The organism is Pseudomonas sp. 51_B (assembly GCF_017491595.1).
GTDB lineage: Bacteria > Pseudomonadota > Gammaproteobacteria > Pseudomonadales > Pseudomonadaceae > Aquipseudomonas > Aquipseudomonas promysalinigenes.
In genome coordinates, this window is record NZ_JAFGYW010000007.1 from 1 (window position 1) to 19,676 (window position 19,676).

Annotated in this window: 17 protein-coding genes; 6 read left to right on the top strand and 11 right to left on the bottom strand. The window is 60.4% G+C overall.

What is annotated here, in order from left to right:
• Positions 1–332: 332 nt before the first annotated feature.
• On the top strand, positions 333–1,205 hold the full coding sequence (locus J5M56_RS10430; RefSeq protein WP_207936765.1) for a formate/nitrite transporter family protein: 873 nt from the start codon (positions 333–335) through the stop codon (positions 1,203–1,205).
• A gap of 2 nt (positions 1,206–1,207) precedes the next feature.
• Here J5M56_RS10430 and J5M56_RS10435 read toward each other — a convergent pair whose 3' ends face one another.
• On the bottom strand, positions 1,208–2,302 hold the full coding sequence (locus J5M56_RS10435; RefSeq protein WP_186477624.1) for an MBL fold metallo-hydrolase: 1,095 nt from the start codon (positions 2,300–2,302) through the stop codon (positions 1,208–1,210).
• A 120-nt stretch (positions 2,303–2,422) separates the two neighbouring features.
• Between J5M56_RS10435 and J5M56_RS10440 the strand changes: the two genes are divergently transcribed.
• Together J5M56_RS10440 and J5M56_RS10445 are read left to right on the top strand one after the other, a co-directional pair.
• Positions 2,423–3,505 carry a diguanylate cyclase gene (locus J5M56_RS10440; RefSeq protein ID WP_186477623.1) on the top strand — a complete coding sequence of 361 codons (1,083 nt, stop codon included), beginning with the start codon at positions 2,423–2,425 and terminating at the stop codon, positions 3,503–3,505.
• A 55-nt stretch (positions 3,506–3,560) separates the two neighbouring features.
• A complete protein-coding gene (locus J5M56_RS10445) occupies positions 3,561–6,131 on the top strand; it encodes an EAL domain-containing protein (RefSeq protein ID WP_207936767.1) in 2,571 nt (856 codons plus the stop codon).
• Positions 6,132–6,160: 29 nt separating this feature from the next.
• On the opposite strand, the gene J5M56_RS10450 is transcribed toward J5M56_RS10445, so the two are convergent.
• Positions 6,161–7,078: a LysR family transcriptional regulator gene (locus tag J5M56_RS10450; protein WP_186477621.1), complete on the bottom strand. Its 918-nt coding sequence runs from the start codon at positions 7,076–7,078 to the stop codon at positions 6,161–6,163.
• Positions 7,079–7,189: 111 nt separating this feature from the next.
• On the opposite strand from J5M56_RS10450, the gene J5M56_RS10455 reads away from it, so the two are divergent.
• Entirely contained in the window at positions 7,190–7,948 is a 759-nt protein-coding gene (locus J5M56_RS10455) for an SDR family oxidoreductase (protein ID WP_207936768.1), read from the top strand.
• A gap of 38 nt (positions 7,949–7,986) precedes the next feature.
• Here the strand turns inward: J5M56_RS10455 and J5M56_RS10460 are convergent, their stop codons facing one another.
• The 7 genes from J5M56_RS10460 to J5M56_RS10490 form a co-directional block, all read right to left on the bottom strand.
• Positions 7,987–8,856, bottom strand: coding sequence for an HlyD family secretion protein (locus J5M56_RS10460; RefSeq protein WP_207936769.1), 870 nt, complete (start codon positions 8,854–8,856; stop codon positions 7,987–7,989).
• An 11-nt stretch (positions 8,857–8,867) separates the two neighbouring features.
• Entirely contained in the window at positions 8,868–9,074 is a 207-nt protein-coding gene (locus J5M56_RS10465; RefSeq protein ID WP_060477797.1) for a DUF1656 domain-containing protein, read from the bottom strand.
• A complete protein-coding gene (locus tag J5M56_RS10470) occupies positions 9,061–11,049 on the bottom strand; it encodes an FUSC family protein (protein ID WP_207936770.1) in 1,989 nt (662 codons plus the stop codon). Before J5M56_RS10470 ends, J5M56_RS10465 begins: the two co-directional genes overlap by 14 nt.
• Positions 11,050–11,219: 170 nt before the next feature.
• Complete coding sequence (ccoM, locus tag J5M56_RS27055) at positions 11,220–11,336, bottom strand: cytochrome c oxidase subunit CcoM (protein ID WP_279381815.1); 117 nt, start codon at positions 11,334–11,336, stop codon at positions 11,220–11,222.
• Positions 11,337–11,471: 135 nt separating this feature from the next.
• Complete coding sequence (locus J5M56_RS10480) at positions 11,472–11,633, bottom strand: hypothetical protein (RefSeq protein WP_186477617.1); 162 nt, start codon at positions 11,631–11,633, stop codon at positions 11,472–11,474.
• Positions 11,634–11,700: 67 nt separating this feature from the next.
• Positions 11,701–12,030: a hypothetical protein gene (locus J5M56_RS10485; protein ID WP_060477800.1), complete on the bottom strand. Its 330-nt coding sequence runs from the start codon at positions 12,028–12,030 to the stop codon at positions 11,701–11,703.
• A 106-nt stretch (positions 12,031–12,136) separates the two neighbouring features.
• On the bottom strand, positions 12,137–12,832 hold the full coding sequence (locus tag J5M56_RS10490) for a hypothetical protein (RefSeq protein ID WP_060477801.1): 696 nt from the start codon (positions 12,830–12,832) through the stop codon (positions 12,137–12,139).
• 132 nt (positions 12,833–12,964) lie between these two features.
• Between J5M56_RS10490 and rapA the strand changes: the two genes are divergently transcribed.
• Together rapA and J5M56_RS10500 are read left to right on the top strand one after the other, a co-directional pair.
• Positions 12,965–15,811, top strand: a complete 2,847-nt coding sequence (rapA, locus tag J5M56_RS10495) for an RNA polymerase-associated protein RapA (RefSeq protein ID WP_060477802.1) — start codon at positions 12,965–12,967, stop codon at positions 15,809–15,811.
• Positions 15,812–16,003: 192 nt separating this feature from the next.
• On the top strand, positions 16,004–18,268 hold the full coding sequence (locus J5M56_RS10500; RefSeq protein ID WP_186477615.1) for an EAL domain-containing protein: 2,265 nt from the start codon (positions 16,004–16,006) through the stop codon (positions 18,266–18,268).
• Here the strand turns inward: J5M56_RS10500 and J5M56_RS10505 are convergent.
• Positions 18,168–19,055 (bottom strand): NAD(P)-dependent oxidoreductase, encoded by an 888-nt coding sequence (locus tag J5M56_RS10505; RefSeq protein ID WP_186477614.1) that lies wholly within the window; start codon positions 19,053–19,055, stop codon positions 18,168–18,170. The genes J5M56_RS10500 and J5M56_RS10505 overlap by 101 nt on opposite strands.
• Positions 19,056–19,229: 174 nt before the next feature.
• Positions 19,230–19,529 carry a DUF2288 domain-containing protein gene (locus J5M56_RS10510; RefSeq protein WP_207936891.1) on the bottom strand — a complete coding sequence of 100 codons (300 nt, stop codon included), beginning with the start codon at positions 19,527–19,529 and terminating at the stop codon, positions 19,230–19,232.
• Positions 19,530–19,676 lie beyond the last annotated feature (147 nt).

Genomic DNA, 19,676 nt, shown 5'->3' on the forward strand with positions numbered 1-19,676 from the left:
CCCACACGAATTGCTTGATTCGATTTGTTAAAGAGCGTTTGGTTAAGAGCGTTTCGTCTCAACCGAGGCGCGCATTCTACGCTTTCCTCATTTGCTGTCAAGCGTTTATTTTGAAGTTTTTTGCGAGCCGTTTTTCTCAAAACCGTTCTACTTCAACAACTTACCGCTTGCCTCGCTGCGTTCAACGCTGCGAGGAGGCGAATAATACGCCCTTTGAAATCAGAGTCAACACCTTGCACTGAAAAAACTTCGTTTCTTCATCACAGGGCTCTGGCAACTAAATGCATCAAGTATCGCTCTGTAGAGAAACCCACCCGTGGAGCGAAGCGGCAATGAGCGACGTAGAAAGCGAGAAAACCCCTGGCCTGTCGGCAGATGAAGAAAAGGAGATCAGTGATAATCAGCCACCAAGAGCGGCCGTGCTGCACGAAACCATTCGTTTCCAGGGCGATCATGAACTGGAGCGCACATTGGGGGCACTGTGGTGGTCGGCCTTGGCCGCAGGTTTGACGATGGGCCTGTCATTGATGGCCATGGGCTTGCTTTATTCCCGCCTTCCCGAGGGCGAAAGCGCTCAGGTTATCGCCAGCCTCGGCTACAGCGCAGGTTTTCTGGCAGTGATCCTCGCACGCCAGCAGCTGTTCACCGAAAACACCATTACCGCCGTACTGCCCGTCATGACCACTCCAACCCTGGCCAACTTCGGGCGCCTACTGCGCCTTTGGGGGGTTGTGCTGCTGGGTAATCTGGTAGGCACGCTACTGGTTGCCTGGGTGATGCTCGAGCTGCCGATCTTCGACAGCAAGACCGACGAGGCATTTCTGGAGGTAGGCCGCAAGGTGATGGAAAACGACATCAGCCAGATGTTTGCCAAAGGCATCATCTCGGGCTGGATGATCGCCACCATGGTCTGGATGATACCGTCCATGGAAAGCGCAAAGGTCTGGATCATCATCATGATCACCTACCTGATGGCGTTGGGTGACTTTACTCACATCGTCGTTGGCTCAGCCGAAGTCTCCTATCTGGTGTGGGCTGGCGAGGAAACCTGGCGCAACTTCTTGTTCACCTTCGCCTTGCCGACCCTGGCCGGTAACATCATCGGCGGGAGCTGTATCTTCGCCCTGATCAGCCATGCCCAGGTGCGCAGCGAAAGCGGCACCCCGCCAGAACCGCCAGCCAAGCAGGAAAAACGCTGCGATTGAATTCAGCGTGCCAGCAGCTCCGGCTCCGCGTTCCGGCCGCGCCGAGGCACTGGGTTGGGCTGCCACCAGTTCTGCCCCTCGTGGGGCGAATCGATGCTCAACCGCTCTCCCATTAGCGGTGTGCTCAGGCGTACCTGCGCAGCACCGGCCAGGGCAACGATGCGCTCGAACGGCTCTTGCCACCCATGGATGGCAAGATCGAAGGTGCCGTTATGAATCGGTAGCATCCAGCGCCCGCGCAAATCCAGGTGCGCCTGCAGGCTCTGTTCCGGCTGCATGTGCACGTTTGGCCAGGCCTGGTTGTAGGCGCCGGTCTCTATCAAGGTCAGGTCGAACGGGCCGAATCGCTCGCCGATTTGCGCGAAACCTGGGAAATAACCGGTATCACCACTGAAGAACACGCGAGTCTGTTGGTCTATCAGCACCCAAGACGCCCACAAGGTGCGGTTGCTGTCGAACAGCCCGCGCCCAGAAAAGTGCTGTGCGGGTGTGGCGACAAAGCGTATCCCCTCAATCTCGGTTTCCTGCCACCAGTCCAGTTGCGTGACTTGAACTGCGGGCACACCCCACCCGATCAGGCGATCTCCCACACCCAGCGGCGTCAGAAATTGCCGAGTGCGCGGGGCCAAACACCGGATCGCCTGTTCATCGAGGTGGTCGAAGTGGTCATGGGACAGAATGACCGCTGCCAGGGGCGGTAAATCATCGAGCGCCAGGGGCGGGGCATGGAACCGCTGGGGCCCTGCCCATTGCACAGGCGAGGCGCGCTCGGCGAAGACCGGGTCGGTGATGAAATAGTGCCCGCGCAACTTCAGCAACACTGTGGAATGCCCTAGGCGCCAGAGGCTGCGATCTGGGGCCTCGAGTACCTCTTGGCGAGTCATGGGTTGCAGGCTGATCGGTCCCGCCGGCCGAGTTTGCGGTGGTTTGCGCAAAAGCAGGTACTTCAAACCGATGCGTAGTTTCTTCAGCACGCCATCCTGGGGCAGGCTGGCCTGATTGTGGAAACGTCCGTCCCGCTGCGGCGCCGACTGGTCGCCAGGGTTAGCCATGGGAGCCATTAGCAGCATCACTCCAAGCAAGAAGAAAGGCTTCATGCTACCCCACTGGAGTCACATCAACCGTGAATTGGCTTGTAAGGTCATTTTTCATCTACCCGACGCTGCACGACAATATTCACCGCATTTATGCGATAAACGGCACCCCGGCAGAAGAGCATGACCATGATGGATAATCGCAGCGGCAAAGGACTTTCATTCGTCAAGCGTATCTACCTGCCACGCATCCTCGGGATGGCCATGGGCCTGTTGTGCGTAGCCGCCGCCGTAGCGCCGCTCTCGCCACCGCCCTGGGTCTGGCTGTTGATGTTGATCAACGGTTTGCTGTGGCCCCATGTCGCTTACCGCTGGGCTTCGCGTTCGGCCTCCCCTTATCAGGCAGAACAACGCAACCTGGTGCTGGACTCGCTGACGGGCGGCTTCTGGGCCGCCGCTATGCACTTCAACCCCCTGCCAAGCGTGACGGTATTGTCGATGATGACCATGAACAACGTGGCCGCAGGCGGCAAGCGCTTGATCGTTCGTGGCTTCATCGCTCAAGTGACGGGTATCCTAGTGGGCAGTGCCCTGCTGGGCACCGGGCTGCAGTTGCATACCACGCCATTACAGATCTATGCCTGCCTGCCGATGCTCACGCTGTATCCGATGGCTCTGGGCGGGGTCTGTTACTACCTGGCGATCAAATTGGCCGAGCACAAACGCCGCCTCAGCGCCCTGAGCTTGACCGACAGCCTCACAGGCCTGCTGAACCACGGGGCCTGGAAAGACCTGCTGCTGATCAGGTTCGAGACGTGCCGGCAGCAGCAGTTACCCAGCATGGTAGCGTTGATCGACATCGATCATTTCAAATCCATCAATGACACTTTCGGCCATGTGGTAGGTGATTGCGTACTGCGCCAGATCAGTGAAGCGCTCAAGCGCAACCTGCGTGATGCCGACAGGGCTGGCCGTTATGGCGGTGATGAGTTCTGCGTGATACTGACCGCTGCCGGTGAGGCGCAGGCCTGGCAGGCCATGGAGCGGTTGCGCGAAGATGTCGCCAGCTACCGCAACCCAGCGTTGCCGCATCTGCGCATCAGCCTGAGCATCGGCATCGCCCCGTTCAACGCCGGCCTGCAGTCTCCCGAGCACTGGCTGGAACAGGCTGACAAGGCGCTGTACAGTGCCAAGCATCGTGGGCGCGACCGGGTCAATTTTGCCCAGGACGAACCCACCCCGCTGAGGCTGGCCTATCCTGATTGAAATGCCTTGCTGCTGCCTAGGCGGGGGCCTGTAGTCATCAAGGAGTCGCGCGCGCATGGCCAGGACCGCCCCCCCTCCCCCACGCGTTCAGATCCGCCGGCTCATCACGGTTTTCTGCGTGGTCTTCGGCCTGGCATGCCTGGTCACCCTGGGCGCTTTGTTCAATATTGCCGCCACTCTCGATCAGCAAGAGCAGCAGCGCAGTGCATTCCATGTCACCCAAGCGCTGGAACAACGCTTGCAGGCTTCAAGCGATTATCTGTACAGCTATGCAGTGTGGGACGACGCCGCCGCGCACCTGTCGGGCGAAGTTGACCGGCAATGGGCCTATACAGAAAAGAACCTTGGGGAATCGCTGTACAGCGTCAATGGCTATGAGGGCGTCTTCGTGGTCAACGACCAGCGCACCACCTATGGGCTATTCAAAGGCGCAATGATCGAAGCCGCTGCGGGCAGCCTGATCGATGCTCCCCTGCCGCAGATCATCGCCGCTGCGCGAGCAGCCGCCAGCGCCCGCGAACATGTGAGCCATTTCGTTCTCTTGAATCATTGGCCAGCCATACTCAGCGCCGCTGTCATACACCCTGACAGTCAGGTCACCGAAGCGCAGGTGCGCCAGGCCCCTGTGATGCTGTTCGTCGACCAGCTCACCGAAGCTAAGCTGGCCCAGTTGGGGCAGCGCGCTGGCCTTGCAGGTATGCATGTCGAAAAGACCGAAGAACACGACATCGGCCATCAACACGTGCCACTGGGCGACACCGGCTATCGTTTGGCCTGGATCAGCCCGCTACCTGGCAGGCAGCTGCTATGGGCCGTGCTGCCACCGTTGCTGGGTGTGCTGACGGTACTTGGCCTGGTCATGCTCTACCTGTTTCGCCATGCGTTGCGCAGCTCCCGGGCCATCGATCTTAGTGTTGAACGCCTGCAACAGAGCAACCTGGCGCTGGAAGCCAGCGAGCAACGCTTTCGCGAAGTGGCGGAGGCGACGTCTGACTGGATCTGGGAAACTGACCGACAACAAAGGCTCACGTACTTGTCCCAGCGTTTCGTCAGTGTGACCGCTGACCCGATAGAAGTCTGGCTTGGCCAGCCGTTGAATCAACTGCTCAGTTGTGAAACCACGCCCTTGTCAGCCTGGCTCGATGGGCAGGTCGGTAGCGAAGGCGAACAACCGGCAAACTTGCGTTGCGTCTATCGGGATCACAAGGGCATGAGCCGCTATTGTCGTTTATCGGCCAGAGCAATTGAGCTCGGTGGGGAGCTAGTGGGCTTTCGAGGTACTGCCAGCGACATTACCGACGAAGTCGAGGCCCATGCACGCATTCAGCACCTGTCGCTGCACGACCCACTGACCGGCCTTGCCAACCGCAACAAGCTGGCCCGACATCTGGAGCTGGCGCTGACGCGCGGTAGCGACTCGCCGCCACTGACCTTGCTGCTCATCGACCTGGACAACTTCAAAGCCATCAACGACTCACTGGGCCACGCAGCCGGCGATGCAGTGCTGCAGGAGGTGGCCGCACGCCTGCGCGACACCACCCGCGACGTTGACCTGGTGGCACGCCTGGGCGCTGACGAATTCGTCCTGGTGCTGCAAGGCATCGACAACCGAAGCGAGATCGACCGCCTGTGCCGGCGGTTGATCGATCTGCTGCAGCAACCCATCTGGTATGAGAACCAGGCGCTTCATATCGGCGCCAGCCTTGGCATCGCGCAAACACGTAGCGAGGGGTTGGATGCCGGGGAACTGATCCGCTGCGCCGATATAGCCCTGTACCAGGCCAAGGCAGATGGCAAAGGCACCTGGCGCTACTTCGCGGCTCATATGAACCAGCAGATCCAATACCGACGCAAACTGGAAAACGACCTGCGCCGTGCGCTGAAGAACAATGAGTTCGTCCTGCATTATCAGCCACGCTACTGCCTGAGCGACTTGCGCATCGCCTCATGCGAAGCCTTGCTGCGCTGGCAGCATCCACAAGAGGGTTTGCTGGCTCCTGATACCTTCATTCCCCTTGCCGAGCAGAGCGAACTGATCGTCTCCCTGGGCCGCTGGGTACTGCACGAAGCCTGCCGCACCGCGCTGGGCTGGCCGGCTCACCTGCTGGTTTCGGTCAACCTGTCGCCTGCGCAGTTCTTGCGCAGCGATGTCGTGGCAGATGTGCGGGATATCCTTCTGCAAACCTCCTTCCCTGCGCAGCGGCTGGAACTGGAGATTACCGAAAACGTAATGCTCAACGACATAGAGGGTGCCTTGGGCACCATGCTCGCGCTCAAAGAATTGGGGGTACGGCTGAACATGGATGACTTCGGTACAGGGTATTCCTCATTGGGCTATCTGCGCACCTACCCATTCGACAGCATCAAAATCGACAAGCGCTTCATCGCCGGGCTTACCAACCCCAGCGGTAACGATCGCGCGGTAGTGCAGGCGATCATCAACCTGGGCGAGGCGATGGGGCTGACGGTCACCGCCGAAGGCGTCGAGACCGAGCAACAACTGCGGGCCCTGCAGAGCGATCGCTGCCACGAAGTGCAAGGGTTCTATCTCAGTAGGCCGCTGGAAAAGGCCGGCCTCGAAGAGCTGCTGCAAAATACCCAAGCAGTGCCCGCCGGTGACGGCTGAGCCGCAGCCTAAATGCGTTGTACACCAAGCTAGCGTTCCTGCGAAACAGCGTCGACTTGCGAGGCCAACAGCTCGCCCAGCCAGCCCATGAATGCCTGAACGCGCCGCGGCACGTGGCGCTGACGAGCATACAACAACGACACTGGCATGGCCTGAGCTCGCCAACACTGCATCACCTCGATCAGCTGCCCGCTCGCCAAATGATGCTCAACGCCAACCCCCGGCACCTGGATCAGACCCAGGCCTGCAAGGCAGGCTGCCGAGTAAGCCTCGGCATTGTTGACCGTGACCACACCAGCCATGGCCTGGTAGCGTACTTGGCCGGCTTGCAGGTATTCAAAGCCTGAACTGCGAGCCCCCAAATTGCGCACATAGTGCACCAGGCGGTGCTCTGCCAGGTCATCCAGGCTCTGCGGAACACCGAAATGGGCGAGATAATCGGGGCTGGCGCAATTGCGCATGCTCAACTGGCCGATCGGGCGCGCCACCACATCCAGGTCACTGAGCGCGCCGATACGCATCACGCAATCGAAACCCTCCCTCAGCAGATCGACCTGGCGGTCGGTACAACTGATCTCTACCTCAAGCCTGGGAAACCGCGACAGGAATGCTGGCAAAGCAGGGATGATCACACGCCGCGCCATCATCGTCGGCATATCAACTCGAAGGCACCCGGTAAGCTCGGCATCGTCAGCGCGGAACAGGCTTTCGATCTCGTCCATGCCTGACAACAGGTCTTTGCTGCGCTCATACAGCAAAGCCCCGTCCTGGGTCGTTTGCACACGCCGGGTGGTGCGGTTGAACAAACGCGTGCCGAGCAGCGCTTCCAGGGCTCTGACCTGCTCGGACACCGTCGAGCGTGGGAGGCTGAGGCTCTCAGCGGCCAGGGTAAAACTGCGTAGCTCACTCACGCGGACGAAAACACGCAGCAGTTCCAGCTTGTTCATGCCCTGCCCTCTGTTCGGCTCAGACGAACAGTATTTCCGAACTTGCAGGATTTAACAGCTGCTGGGCGATCAATAAGCTCTCGTTCATTCAACAGCCACGAGGAACAAGTCATGACTCGCAAAATCGCGCTTATCACCGGTGCCAGTCGCGGCCTGGGACGCAATGCTGCCGAACATCTGGCGGCCCGCGGAATAGACATCATCGGCACCTACCACAGCAACGCCGAACAAGCCCGACAGGTCACACAGGCCTTGGAAGCTGCCGGCGTCAAGGCTGCCATGCTGCAACTGGATGTCAGCGACAGCAGCAGCTTCGCCTCTTTCACCGAGCGCCTGAGTGCAACTTTGCAACAGCAGTATGGCCGCGAGCGCTTCGATTTCCTGGTGAACAATGCCGGCATCGGGCTGAACGTGCCCTTCAGCGAGACCAGCGAAGCGCAGTTCGATCAGTTGATGAACATCCAGCTCAAGGGCCCGTTCTTCCTGACCCAGCGAATGCTACCCCTGCTGGTCGATGGTGGACGCATCGTCAACATATCGTCCGGTCTTGCGCGTTTCGCGTTACCCGGTTACGCCGCCTATGCAGCCATGAAAGGGGCAATGGAGGTACTGACCCGCTACCAGGCCAAGGAATTGGGTGCACGGGGCATCCGCGTCAACATCCTCGCGCCCGGCGCCATCGAAACAGACTTCGGTGGCGGCGTGGTAAGGGACAATCAGCAGGTCAACGACTTCATCGCCAGCAATACTGCGCTAGGGCGGGTTGGGCTGCCCAACGACATTGGGGCAGCCATTGCACTGCTGCTCGAAGACGGTAACGGCTGGATCACCGGGCAGCGCCTGGAGGTCTCTGGAGGCATGTTCCTCTGAGGTTCAAGCAAACGGCCTGGCCAGCGGCGCACTGCCAGTCACTGGTCAGCCTTGTCCTCATTTACTTGCACGCTGGCGGTCATCCCGGCGCTCAGATGCACCCCTTCAGAAATCTGGTCGAGCCTGATGCGCACCGGGATGCGTTGGGCCAGCCGCACCCAGTTAAAGGTCGGTTCGACCACCGGCAGCAGCTGGCCGTCGGGATTGCTATTGCTGTCGGTAATACCCCGGCTGATGCTTTGCACGTGGCCCTGCATCGGTTCACCCGCCCCCATCAGCCAGACTTTGACCTCATCGCCCACCCGGATGCGCGGCAACTTGGTCTCTTCGAAATAAGCCTGGATATAGAACGTCGAGTCATCCACCAGCGCCATGACCGATTGGCCGGTGTTCACGTAGTTGCCCTGGGCCAGGCGCAGGTTGGTAATGTGCCCACTGCGCGGCGCCCGTACTTCACTACGGGCCAGGTTAATTCGGGCCACTTGCAATTGCGCCTGGGCTTCACGCAGTTCGCCCCGGGCAATGGCGGCGTTGATCTGGGCATTCTCGCGCAGCTCGGCGCTGATCGCTTCAGGGCCCAATGCTGTGCGCCGTGCGGCTTCACGCTCGCGCAGGTGCAACTGCTGAGTACGGGTTTCAGCCAACGCACTGGCCTGATCGAACGCCGCCTGGAAGCGCTCGCGATCGATCGTCATCAACAGGTCGCCTGCCTTGACCTGCTGGTTGTCCTGAACCTTGAGTTCACGCACCCAGCCAGACACGTCCGGGGCGATCACCACCACATCAGCGCGCACCCGTGCATCGCGCGTCCAAGGCGTGAGCATGTAGTATTGCCAGAGTTTGTAGCCAGCCAGAACGGCGATGGCGACCACGCACAGGGTCACCAGGGTACGGACGACGGCACGCATCGAATAGCTCCTTACAAAAGCCCCATCAGGCGAACGACCAGGTACAGCACACACACGAACAGCGCTGCATCGAACAGTGCTTCATGCCAGATCCAGCGCGCCAATGGCGTGGCATGCACCAGCAGGCGCAACCCCGCTGTCAGCGCCAGCGCCACCAATACATAAATTAGAAACGGGCTTAGCAATACCCCGCCAAACTCCCATTCACGCAAGCCCATGGGCATCCTCCTGCGCACGGCACCACCGCCTCCAGCTTTTCTGCAGTTGCAACACAGCGCCCTGGGCAAGGCGCAACGGATCGCTGGCCGGCGCCCGCTGCAAAACCGCCAAGAATCGCTCGCTGGCCTGGTCCAGGCGCTGCTCACGCCCGGCGCCCGGCCCCTGGGCGAGCACGGCCTCGACTTGCTGCAGGTAGTCGCGCTCGGCACCGGCCAAGGGCGCCTGTGCCACGGCAAGGCACATACGCAGGTGCACCAGCTCATCGCCCATGTCCAAGCCATGCAGGCCGTCATCCCAGCGCTTGCGCTCGGTGGCCGGTAGCTCGCTGGCATGCCGAGCCAATTGCATCAAGCGGTCGGCCATGCGTCCACCGAACCAGGTATCGGCTCCACGCAGATCACGCCGAGTGAGGCGCACCAAGTCGCTCTGGGTAGCCGCGCGCAAGCGCCGGCCGAGCCAGGCCGGGTTGCGGAACACCAACAAGCGAAACGCCAACACCGCCGCGCCCACCCCCACCAACATGGCCAGGGCATTATTGAGCAGGGTCGCCACACTGAACGCCATGACGTTGAGCGGCGCCACCAGCACGATGAAATGCAGGCAATAGGATGTGGCTGTTGCTCCAGTACGCGGATGCGCCATACCCAGGGCACCGAAAAACAGCGGCACGCCCATGCCCAGGCAGAGCATGGCGAAACTACTCCACTGTGGCAGCAGAATCTCCCCGACCAGAAACGCTGCGGGAATGGCCAGCAGGATCCCACGCAAAAAACTCAGGCCTATCTGCGCACCATTCTCGCGGCTGGCAAACAGGCTACACACCACGCACGTCAACACCAGGCCGCCAGGTGCCGACGGCCAGGCAGTGGCCAGCCAAAAGCCACTCATCGTCAGAAACGCCAGGGCGCTGCGTGAGCCAAACAGCAGAGCCAGCGACCAATCGCGGTGCACCGCCAGGCCCTGGGCGACATTCTTGGGCTCCCTGCCCGCCTCTACATCGTCCAGGGCCTGGGTGGCAGCCATGGTGTAGTCCAGCAACAAGGCCATGCGCGCCAGGCAGTAATGCTCGGCAGAGCTTATCTGTTCATCCTGCGCGGCGTCCCAAATCCGCTGTCGCAGCAACAAAGCGCCGCTCTGCTCGGCGTAGGCCAACTGCGCGCGCAACTGTTCGAGCCAGGGGGCAAGGCGTTCGGCTTCGTGTTCACTCAATTGCTGCCACTGCCGGCGCACAGAGCGGGAAATACGCAGCAGTACCATGAGTTTCTGGCTCAACCCGCGGATGGCCTTGGCCCGCAGCCGGCCGCGTGGCCCTTCGAACCAGGCATGCTCGCGCTGGGTATCGATGGCTACGATTCGCCCAAGGCTTTCAAGCAAGCCCTTGCGCGCTTCATCCTCGCCGCCCAGCATGGCGCTGGCGGCCTGCAGGCCATTTTGCCAGGCCTGGCGCGCCTGGCCAGCAAGCTGCTGCTCGACCCTCATCGGCCAAATCAAAGCACTGCTGGCGGTCGCACAGCAGATACCCAGGCAGATTTCGGTACACCGCGCCACGGCCTGGTCGAACACCTGCAAAGGATGACTGATGGCGGGCAAGGCAATGATGGCCGCCGTATAGCCTGCCAGCACAAACGAGTAAGCCCAGGCGCTGCGCAGTTGCGTGGAAGCCGCAGTGCACAGTGCCAGCCACAGCGCCAGGCTGATCAGAAACAGCCAGGGCGTTTGCGCGAACAAGCCAATGAACACCACTGACATCACAGTTCCGACCAAGGTGCCGGCCAAGCGTGCCAGGCCCTTCTGCACCACCATCCCGGACAGCGGCTGGGCAACGATGAACGCGGTCATCAGCGCCCATGAGGGTTGCTCCAGCCCCCAGCGCATAGCCAGCCACAGTGCCAGGCCAGCCCCGAGCAGGGTTTTGATGGCGAACTTGATAGCGACGCTATTGGGTGCGAACAGGGCCTGGAAGGTGATGGGCACGAATCGGACCTTGCGGAGTGTAGGCAATTAAACGATAGACAACGGAATGGAGAATACTGCTAAGCTATTTAATTAGCTAGCTAATCATCTATGCATGATGAAAAGCAGGAACAAAAAAAAAGGCGACCGAAGTCGCCCTAAATGCCTTGCGTGCTCGTGAACCTGAAAGGTCAGCGCGACTTGCGCTTGTGCGAGTCCTTCCAGATGAAAATGCCCAGACCGGCAAAGAAAACCAGCATCAACCCGACCGTTACCACGCCCGCGATAACCACATTGTCGAAGAACATGCTGGCCTCCCGATTCGTTTGCCGTTGTCCGATGGATGCAAGGTAACGACTAGCGCAGCGGGAAGTTTTGATCAGGGTCAATGTTGCCCAGGGCCGGGCACAGAAGGCAGGTGCAGGGTTGACCTGCGTCATGTTTCAACGCTTTTTGGGCTTGCCCTTGGGCTTCTTTTTCTTCGCCGCACCCAGCGGCATGGCCTGCTCGAACGCCTGACGCACTTCGTTCAGGCGTTTTTCCTTGAGGTCATGAATGCGCTTGGCACGTTCGGCATCGAAATCGATGAGGTTGTCTTGGCTCATGGGAAGGCTCGATGGTCTACAGAGGATTGCATCATGCAACCGGGCGCTGGCCCTGACCAGCCCCGTGTCAGACTTCGATATCGACCAGCAGGCCCTGACGCGGGCTTTCCCCCATCAACGGCGCCACCGGCACGGTGTTGTCGGCATTGACCTCATCACCGGGCACGGCACTGTAGAGCTGCGCATCGTCTTTGTTGCGCCGCCGCTGCTGGCGGCGCTGTTCCTCGCGCAGCAACAGTACTTGCTCTTGCGGGTCACGCTGTTGCTTGAGGTCGATTGCGCTCTCATTGGATGAAGGCTGCACAGGCACCACCGGCTTGACGTCGGGTGTCGGTTTGACCGGGTCCATTTGCGAGGTCACCGGAGCAGCACTGAGCGGGATGAGTGGCGGCAGCATGGGAATTCTCCTGTGCCCACTGTATCGGCCGAGCGTCAGCCAGCTTGAGGGACTAGTGAGCAATGGGCGGCCTCTGAAGACCATGCCTTGCCAGTATAGCTAGCGGCTACTCGCTATCGTCATCGAGGTCGTCGTCGGTCGGTGAGCTGACTTCGCTCCAGGGCCGTTTATAGACCTGCTGCCAAACCGAGTCCATATGCTGGCGCAATAGCTCAGGGGCTTGCTTCAGTGAAGCGCTGTCTTCGCGCTCGCCGCCGACCGGATCTTCACCGGCGGGGGTGATCAGCGACTGGCCAGTGATGGTGTAGACGTTCTGCCCCTCGCGCATTTCGATGGCGATGTCATGGGGGTCGATGCCCCCTCCGCAAAAGGCATGACTGGCCACGGTCACTTCCGCCGTACCATCCTTGTCAAGGTCCGTGACGTCGCTCACGTCGGCATAAAAATCGACATCCAGGTCCAGCCCAGGGCACGTGGTTTCCTGCTCGATCTGCCAGCGCGGCTTGAACGCATCGCGCTCAGCGGCACGGCCATACAAGGTGGCCTTAAGCACCACCTTGTCGACTTCCTGCTCCGATTCGGCGTCTACGGCCTGGCCATCACTGCGGCTGAGCACCAACAGCCCTTCACCATCGTGGTCACGAAAGTGCACGCTCTTGATCGGCGTCTGTACGCCAAGCACTTCGAGCTGCTCGACAGGTATCGCTGGCAGCATTTCAAAATTTTTCTGCTCACAGGCACCCAGCAGCAGCAAGCCGCCCAAGGCCAGCGAAGTGTTCAACCAGCGGTGCTTGAGCGGCATATCGGTGCGTGGCCCTCGTCAGCAAAACGGTGTTCTGCGATGAAACGGCTAGACTGTTGGACTTCTGGTCTATGGTCCGCCCGGCCTATCCGTTAACATAGCCGGCTTTTTCATCGCGGGAGTTCACGCAGTATGGCGCAGCAGTATCAACCGGGGCAACGCTGGATCAGCGACAGCGAAGCGGAGCTTGGCCTTGGGACCATTCTGGCGCAGGATGGCCGCTTGCTGACCGTGCTCTACCCGGCCACTGGCGACACTCGCCAGTATTCCCTGCGCAATGCGCCGCTGACCCGCGTGCGCTTCTCGCCAGGTGACCAGATCACCCATTTCGAGGGCTGGAAGCTGACCGTACGCGAAGTCGAGGACATCGATGGGCTGATGGTCTACCACGGCTTGGACGGGCAGAACCAACCACGCACTCTGCCGGAAACCCAGCTGTCTAACTTCATCCAGTTCCGCCTGGCCAGCGACCGCCTGTTCGCCGGGCAAATCGACCCGCTCTCTTGGTTCAGCCTGCGTTACAACACGCTGCACCACACCAGCAAGCAGATGCAATCGTCGCTGTGGGGGCTGGGGGGTTGCCGTGCGCAACCGATCGCCCACCAGTTGCACATCGCCCGCGAAGTCGCAGACCGCACCGCCCCGCGGGTTTTGCTGGCCGACGAAGTGGGCTTGGGCAAGACCATCGAGGCGGGCCTTGTGATTCACCGCCAGTTGCTGTCGGGCCGTGCCAGCCGCGTGTTGATCCTGGTTCCGGAAAACCTCCAGCACCAGTGGCTGGTGGAAATGCGCCGGCGCTTCAACCTGCAGGTGGCCCTGTTCGATGCCGAGCGTTTCATTGAAAGCGACGCCAGCAACCCCTTCGAGGATGCCCAGCTGGCGCTGGTGGCCCTGGAATGGCTGGTCGATGACGAGAAGGCCCAGGACGCATTGTTCGCCGCTGGCTGGGATCTGATGGTGGTCGACGAGGCGCACCATCTGGTGTGGCATGAAGAACAGGTCAGCGCCGAGTACGGCTTGGTCGAGCAACTGGCTCAGGTGATCCCGGGCGTGCTGCTGCTGACCGCCACCCCAGAACAGCTCGGCCAGGACAGCCACTTTGCACGCCTGCGTCTGCTCGATCCAAATCGCTTCCACGACCTCGCCGCGTTCCGCGCCGAGAGTGAAAACTACCGCCCGGTCGCCGAGGCCGTACAGGAGCTGCTCGAACAGGGCCGACTGTCACCCAAGGCCCATGCCACGATCCATGGTTTCCTGGGCGCAGAGGGCGAAGCCTTGCTGGCAGCAGTCAACGATGGCGATACTCAGGCCAGCGCCCGGCTGATCCGCGAGTTGCTCGACCGTCACGGTACCGGCCGCGTGCTGTTTCGCAACACCCGTGCGGCAGTTCAGGGCTTCCCTGAGCGCCAGCTGCATCCGTATCCGCTGGCCAATCCTGAGCAATATCAGGACCTGCCAGCCGGTGAGCATGCCGAGTTGTACCCCGAGGTGGCCTTCCAGGCCCAGGGTGAGATCAGTGACGACGAACGCTGGTGGCGTTTCGACCCACGCGTAGACTGGCTGATCGACACCCTGAAGATGCTCAAGCGCACCAAGGTGTTGGTGATCTGTGCCCATGCCGAAACCGCCATGGACCTGGAAGACGCCCTGCGCGTGCGTTCCGGCATCCCAGCCACGGTGTTCCACGAAGGCATGAGCATCCTCGAGCGCGACCGCGCCGCCGCCTACTTCGCTGACGAAGAGTTCGGTGCCCAAGTGTTGATCTGCTCGGAGATCGGCAGTGAAGGCCGTAACTTCCAGTTCGCCCACCACCTGGTGATGTTCGACCTTCCTGCACACCCGGACCTGCTCGAACAGCGTATCGGTCGTCTGGACCGTATCGGTCAGAAGCACACCATCGAACTGCACATCCCATACCTGCAGAACAGCCCACAGGAGCGGCTGTTCCAGTGGTACCACGAGGCTCTCAACGCATTTCTCAATACCTGCCCGACCGGCAATGCCCTGCAGCATCAGTTCGGCCCGCGCCTGCTGCCACTGCTCGAAGGTGGCGATGACAAAGCCTGGTCGGGGCTGGTCAGTGAAGCCCGTGCAGAGCGCGAGCGCCTGGAAGCCGAGTTGCACAGCGGCCGTGACCGCCTGCTGGAGCTCAACTCCGGTGGCGCTGGCGAAGGCCAGGCGCTGGTCGAGGCCATCCTTGAACAGGACGACCAGTTCGCCCTGCCGATCTACATGGAAACCTTGTTCGACGCTTTCGGCATCGACAGTGAGGACCACTCGGAAAACGCATTGATCCTCAAACCGAGCGAGAAGATGCTCGACGCCAGCTTCCCGCTGGGTGACGACGAAGGCGTGACCATCACCTACGACCGCGGCCAGGCACTGTCGCGTGAAGACATGCAATTCCTCACCTGGGAGCACCCGATGGTGCAGGGCGGCATGGACCTGGTACTGTCCGGTTCGATGGGCAACACGGCGGTAGCGTTGATCAAGAACAAGGCGCTCAAGCCCGGCACCGTGCTGCTCGAACTGCTGTTCGTCAGTGAAGTGGTCGCACCCCGCAGCCTGCAACTGGGCCGCTACCTGCCGCCGGCGGCCTTGCGTTGCCTGCTCGATGCCAATGGCAACGACCTGGCTGCACGGGTGGCTTTCGAAACCCTCAACGACCAACTCGAAAGCGTGCCACGGGCCAGCGCAAACAAGTTCGTTCAGGCTCAGCGTGACGTGCTGGCCAAGCGCATCAGCGGTGGTGAAGCGAAGGTCATGCCGGTGCATGTCGAGCGCGTGGCTGAAGCCCAGCGCCGCCTGGCTGCCGAAGCCGATGAGGAACTGGCGCGCTTGACTGCCCTGCAGGCCGTCAACCCCAGCGTACGTGACAGCGAGATCGAAGCCCTGCGCAAGCAGCGCGAGCAAGGCCTGGCCATGCTCGATAAGGCAGCACTGCGACTGGAAGCGATCCGCGTACTCGTGGCTGGTTGATCGACCCGCTCTATAACCGGGGCCCAAGTGGCCTCGGTTTGTTATGCCCGACGGCTATTTAACGAATAACCAAATCGTTGAAGCCAAAGTGCCATTATCGGTGATGTTTTAACCCGTACTTTCTATACTGCCCACGACAGTCTCCAAATGGCTTTGAAGGAGACGAGTGAAAACTCGAGCAAAGGGCTAGCAATGGATTGGCTGGGTTTGCAACTGTTCACTGAACTGCCGGACACCGGGCGCACCCTCATCGACTGCCGCCATGAGCCGCTGCTCATCGTCATCGCCTTCGCGGTGGCCACCGCAGGCTGCTTCGCAACCCTGGACATGGCGGAGCGTCAATCTAATAGCGAACACCGCTCCGCCCAGCGGCAATGGCGCATGCTCGGTGCATGCTGCCTGGCAGGCGGTATCTGGGCGATGCATTTCATCAGCATGCTGGCGTTTCAAGCCCCGATCGAAATGCACTACGACGTAACGTTGACCGGCCTGTCGCTGGTCATCGCGCTGCTGGCGGCCTGGCTGGCAATGACCAGCCTGGACCGCACGCAAATGCGCCTGCATCATTACCTGCAAAGCGCGCTGTTGATCGGCCTGGGCATCGTTCTGATGCATTTCGTTGGCATGGCCGCACTACAGACAGGAGCCCAGCAGTACTACAAAACCAGCTTGCTGTTGGCCAGCACTGCGATCGCGCTGTTGACCAGCCTGGCGGCGTTGCTGCTGGCTCGCTATTTTCGCAATGGTAGCGGAACCATGCATCAAGCCATGAAGTATGGTGCCAGCTTGCTGATGGCCAGTGGCATCGTCGCCACCCATTTCACCGCCATGGCCGGCATGACCCTGGTGCTCCCCGACACCACTGCACTGAACCTGCCCTCTACCGACAACAGCCTGCAACTGGGGCTGACGGTAGCCTTGATCACGCTGCTGATCAGTGCCAGCAGCATCAGTGCCGCCCTGTCCGATAAAAAACTGCAAAGCAAGGAAGAGGACCTGCGCCGTTACGGGGTGCTGCTCAACCAGCTGGATCAGGCACGAGCGTCATTGCAGCAAGCGGCCCACTATGATGCCCTGACCAATCTGGTCAACCGCCGCGGTTTCAACCAGCTGTTTGCCGAACGCATGGCGCAACAAAGTTCAGATCAAACGCGCCTGGCATTGATGTTCCTGGACATCGACCACTTCAAACGGATCAACGACAGCTTGGGCCATGACGTGGGCGACGAGCTTCTCAAGGTGATCGCCGATCACATCAAGGCCGCCACCCGCAGCCAAGACTTGGTTGCACGCTTGGGCGGCGACGAATTCTGCGTGGTCACCAGCCTGCATAACCGGGACGAAGCCTGCCACTTGGCTCAGCGGATAATGCAACGGATGAAGGAGCCAATCGAGCTGGGTGGCCGGCGCATGGTCATGACCACCAGCATTGGCATCAGCATTTACCCTGACGACGGTCAGACTGCCGAAGAACTGCTCAAGAATGCCGACCTGGCCCTCTACCAGTCCAAGGGCAGCGGGCGCAACAGCCTGCACTTCTTCAACAGCAGCTTGAAAAACCGCGCCACTCTGGCACTGCAACTGGAGGAGGAACTACGGCTTGCACTGCTGGAAGAGCGTGGCTTGTGCGTGCACTACCAACCCATCTTCGACCTGCGCACAGGCCAGGTGGCCAAGCTGGAGGCATTGGTGCGTTGGCTGCATCCTCTGCATGGACTGATCGGGCCAGACAAGTTCATCGGCATTGCCGAAGCCAATGGCATGATCATCGATCTCGACCTGTGGGTGTTGCGCCACGCCTGCCAGGATCTGGCTCGCCTGCACCAGCACGGCTACGCCGGCCTGAAGATTACGGCCAATTGCTCGGCTGTAACCTTGGGCCACGAAAACTTGCCCAACGAAGTAGAGATGGCATTGCTTGAGGCGGGCCTGGCGCCTGGCCGTCTGGAACTTGAAGTCACCGAAAACGCCCTGATGGGCGACATCCAGCAGACCGTCAAACTGCTTAAACGCATCCGAAACTATGGGGTGGGGCTGTCGATCGACGACTTCGGTACCGGCTACTCGTCTCTGGCCTATCTAAAACGCTTGCCGCTGGACGTGCTGAAAATCGACCGCTCGTTCCTGCAGGATGTGCCCGCCATCCTCAAGGATCGCCAAATCATTCAAGCCATTATCGCCATGGCTCACACCCTGCACCTGGAAGTGGTTTGCGAAGGCGTAGAGACCGTCGAGCAATACGAGTTTCTGGCCGAAAATGGCTGCGACTACCTGCAGGGCTACTTACTCAGCCGCCCTGTACCCATGAGCGAACTGCGGCCAATGCTCGACCAGCTCGAGCGCCAAGCCCCAGCATTCACTCCCTGTTGCGATATAGCTCTACAAGGGTCGCCGGATCTTTTTGCAGATACCCTTGGCTACCGTGCAGGCGCATCAACTGCGCGGCGAGGCCGCTGAGCGGCGTTGCCGTGCCCTGTTCGCGGGAAAGCTTTACTGCTCCGTCAAGGTCTTTGAGCAAAGTGCGTACGTGCCACTTGATCGGTTCGAAACGGCTTTCGGCCATCTGTGGGGCCAGGATCTGCAGCGGCTTGGAATCGGCAAATCCACCGGCCAGGGCTTGCGCGATCAAAGTCGCGTCAACGCCGGACTGCTCAGCCAGGGCAACCACCTCAGCGATCACCAACGCGTTGCATGCCACGATCATCTGATTGCAGGCCTTGGTCACCTGCCCTGCCCCTACCCCGCCCATGTGCGTCACCCGTTGCCCAAGTACCTGCAGGATCGGCAGCGCACGCTGCAAGTCCGAAGCTTCGCCGCCCACCATGATCGCCAGCGTACCAGCCTCAGCCCCTGGCGTGCCGCCAGATACGGGGGCATCCAACCAAGCCATACCGCACAGGGCAGCCAGTTCGGCAGCCATTTCCCGGGTAGCTGTAGGCTCCAGGCTCGACAAGTCAATCAGCAGTTGCCCGCTGCGCCCGCCCTGGGCGATGCCTTGCTCACCGAACACCACCTCGCGCACCACCGCTGTGTCGGCCAGGCACAGCAGCACAATATCGCTCTCACGGCACAAATCGGCGGGGCTGGCGGCCAAGCGCGCGCCTGCGCCCACCAACGCATCGCACTTTTCCGGGCTACGGTTCCAGACCGTCAGGCCAAAACCGGCGGCCAACAGACGTCGGCACATTGGCAAGCCCATCAAGCCGATACCGGCAAACCCAAGCGAAGGCAGTGCAGCACTCATGAACGACTCCTGGCAGAGGATGGAAAGGTGGCAGCATTACGCATGCCGTAAACTGTTACCGCCCCGCCGAACCACTCGGCCGTTGTTACTTACTTCCACCTTACGTGAGCGTCAATAAGCACCAAACTGGGGCGTTTGTGTATTTTCAAGCACTGAAACGAAGCATCGTTATTCTTATTGTTTCACCTGAATCACGATGAACGGTGAAACGACCACGGCCCAGATCTCTGGATCGCGGCTTTGCAGGTCGAGCGCTTGCTCTGCGGTGACCGGCCCAACAGTGCCAGCACTACGCCACTTGGCGACGATTTCGCTGCGATTCTCGGCCATTACTGTAGCAACCTCGATGAGGTCGAGCCCGGGGTCGACCCAAATCAGGTCACCTTTGGCCCAGAAACGCTCCAAAGCTTTCCACTCGATTGTCGCCGTCTCACCTAGCAGTTTGGCATAGAGGGTGCTTGTGTCATCAGTCATGGGTTTTACCCGCAAATTCGGCCAATTAAAAAGGCCGGCATTTTTGCAGAAAAACCCGGTTTCAAATATGTAATTTGGTCGATTGGCTTTGAAACTGAGGGGTAGAGCCGTGGATGCAGGCAAAGTGATGGCGCTTTTCTGTATCTT

Bases quoted from the DNA above. Each gene is read 5' to 3' on its own strand.
- J5M56_RS10455 (WP_207936768.1), top strand. From the start codon at position 7,190: ATGACTCGCAAAATCGCGCTTATCACCGGTGCCAGTCGCGGCCTGGGA.
- J5M56_RS10485 (WP_060477800.1), bottom strand. From the start codon at position 12,030: ATGCTGCCGCCACTCATCCCGCTCAGTGCTGCTCCGGTGACCTCGCAA.
- J5M56_RS10450 (WP_186477621.1), bottom strand. From the start codon at position 7,078: ATGAACAAGCTGGAACTGCTGCGTGTTTTCGTCCGCGTGAGTGAGCTA.
- J5M56_RS10435 (WP_186477624.1), bottom strand. From the start codon at position 2,302: ATGAAGCCTTTCTTCTTGCTTGGAGTGATGCTGCTAATGGCTCCCATG.
- J5M56_RS10440 (WP_186477623.1), top strand. From the start codon at position 2,423: ATGACCATGATGGATAATCGCAGCGGCAAAGGACTTTCATTCGTCAAG.
- ccoM (WP_279381815.1), bottom strand. From the start codon at position 11,336: ATGTTCTTCGACAATGTGGTTATCGCGGGCGTGGTAACGGTCGGGTTG.
- J5M56_RS10430 (WP_207936765.1), top strand. From the start codon at position 333: ATGAGCGACGTAGAAAGCGAGAAAACCCCTGGCCTGTCGGCAGATGAA.
- rapA (WP_060477802.1), top strand. From the start codon at position 12,965: ATGGCGCAGCAGTATCAACCGGGGCAACGCTGGATCAGCGACAGCGAA.
- J5M56_RS10460 (WP_207936769.1), bottom strand. From the start codon at position 8,856: ATGCGTGCCGTCGTCCGTACCCTGGTGACCCTGTGCGTGGTCGCCATC.
- J5M56_RS10500 (WP_186477615.1), top strand. From the start codon at position 16,004: ATGGATTGGCTGGGTTTGCAACTGTTCACTGAACTGCCGGACACCGGG.
- J5M56_RS10480 (WP_186477617.1), bottom strand. From the start codon at position 11,633: ATGAGCCAAGACAACCTCATCGATTTCGATGCCGAACGTGCCAAGCGC.
- J5M56_RS10505 (WP_186477614.1), bottom strand. From the start codon at position 19,055: ATGAGTGCTGCACTGCCTTCGCTTGGGTTTGCCGGTATCGGCTTGATG.
- J5M56_RS10445 (WP_207936767.1), top strand. From the start codon at position 3,561: ATGGCCAGGACCGCCCCCCCTCCCCCACGCGTTCAGATCCGCCGGCTC.
- J5M56_RS10465 (WP_060477797.1), bottom strand. From the start codon at position 9,074: ATGGGCTTGCGTGAATGGGAGTTTGGCGGGGTATTGCTAAGCCCGTTT.
- J5M56_RS10490 (WP_060477801.1), bottom strand. From the start codon at position 12,832: ATGCCGCTCAAGCACCGCTGGTTGAACACTTCGCTGGCCTTGGGCGGC.
- J5M56_RS10510 (WP_207936891.1), bottom strand. From the start codon at position 19,529: ATGACTGATGACACAAGCACCCTCTATGCCAAACTGCTAGGTGAGACG.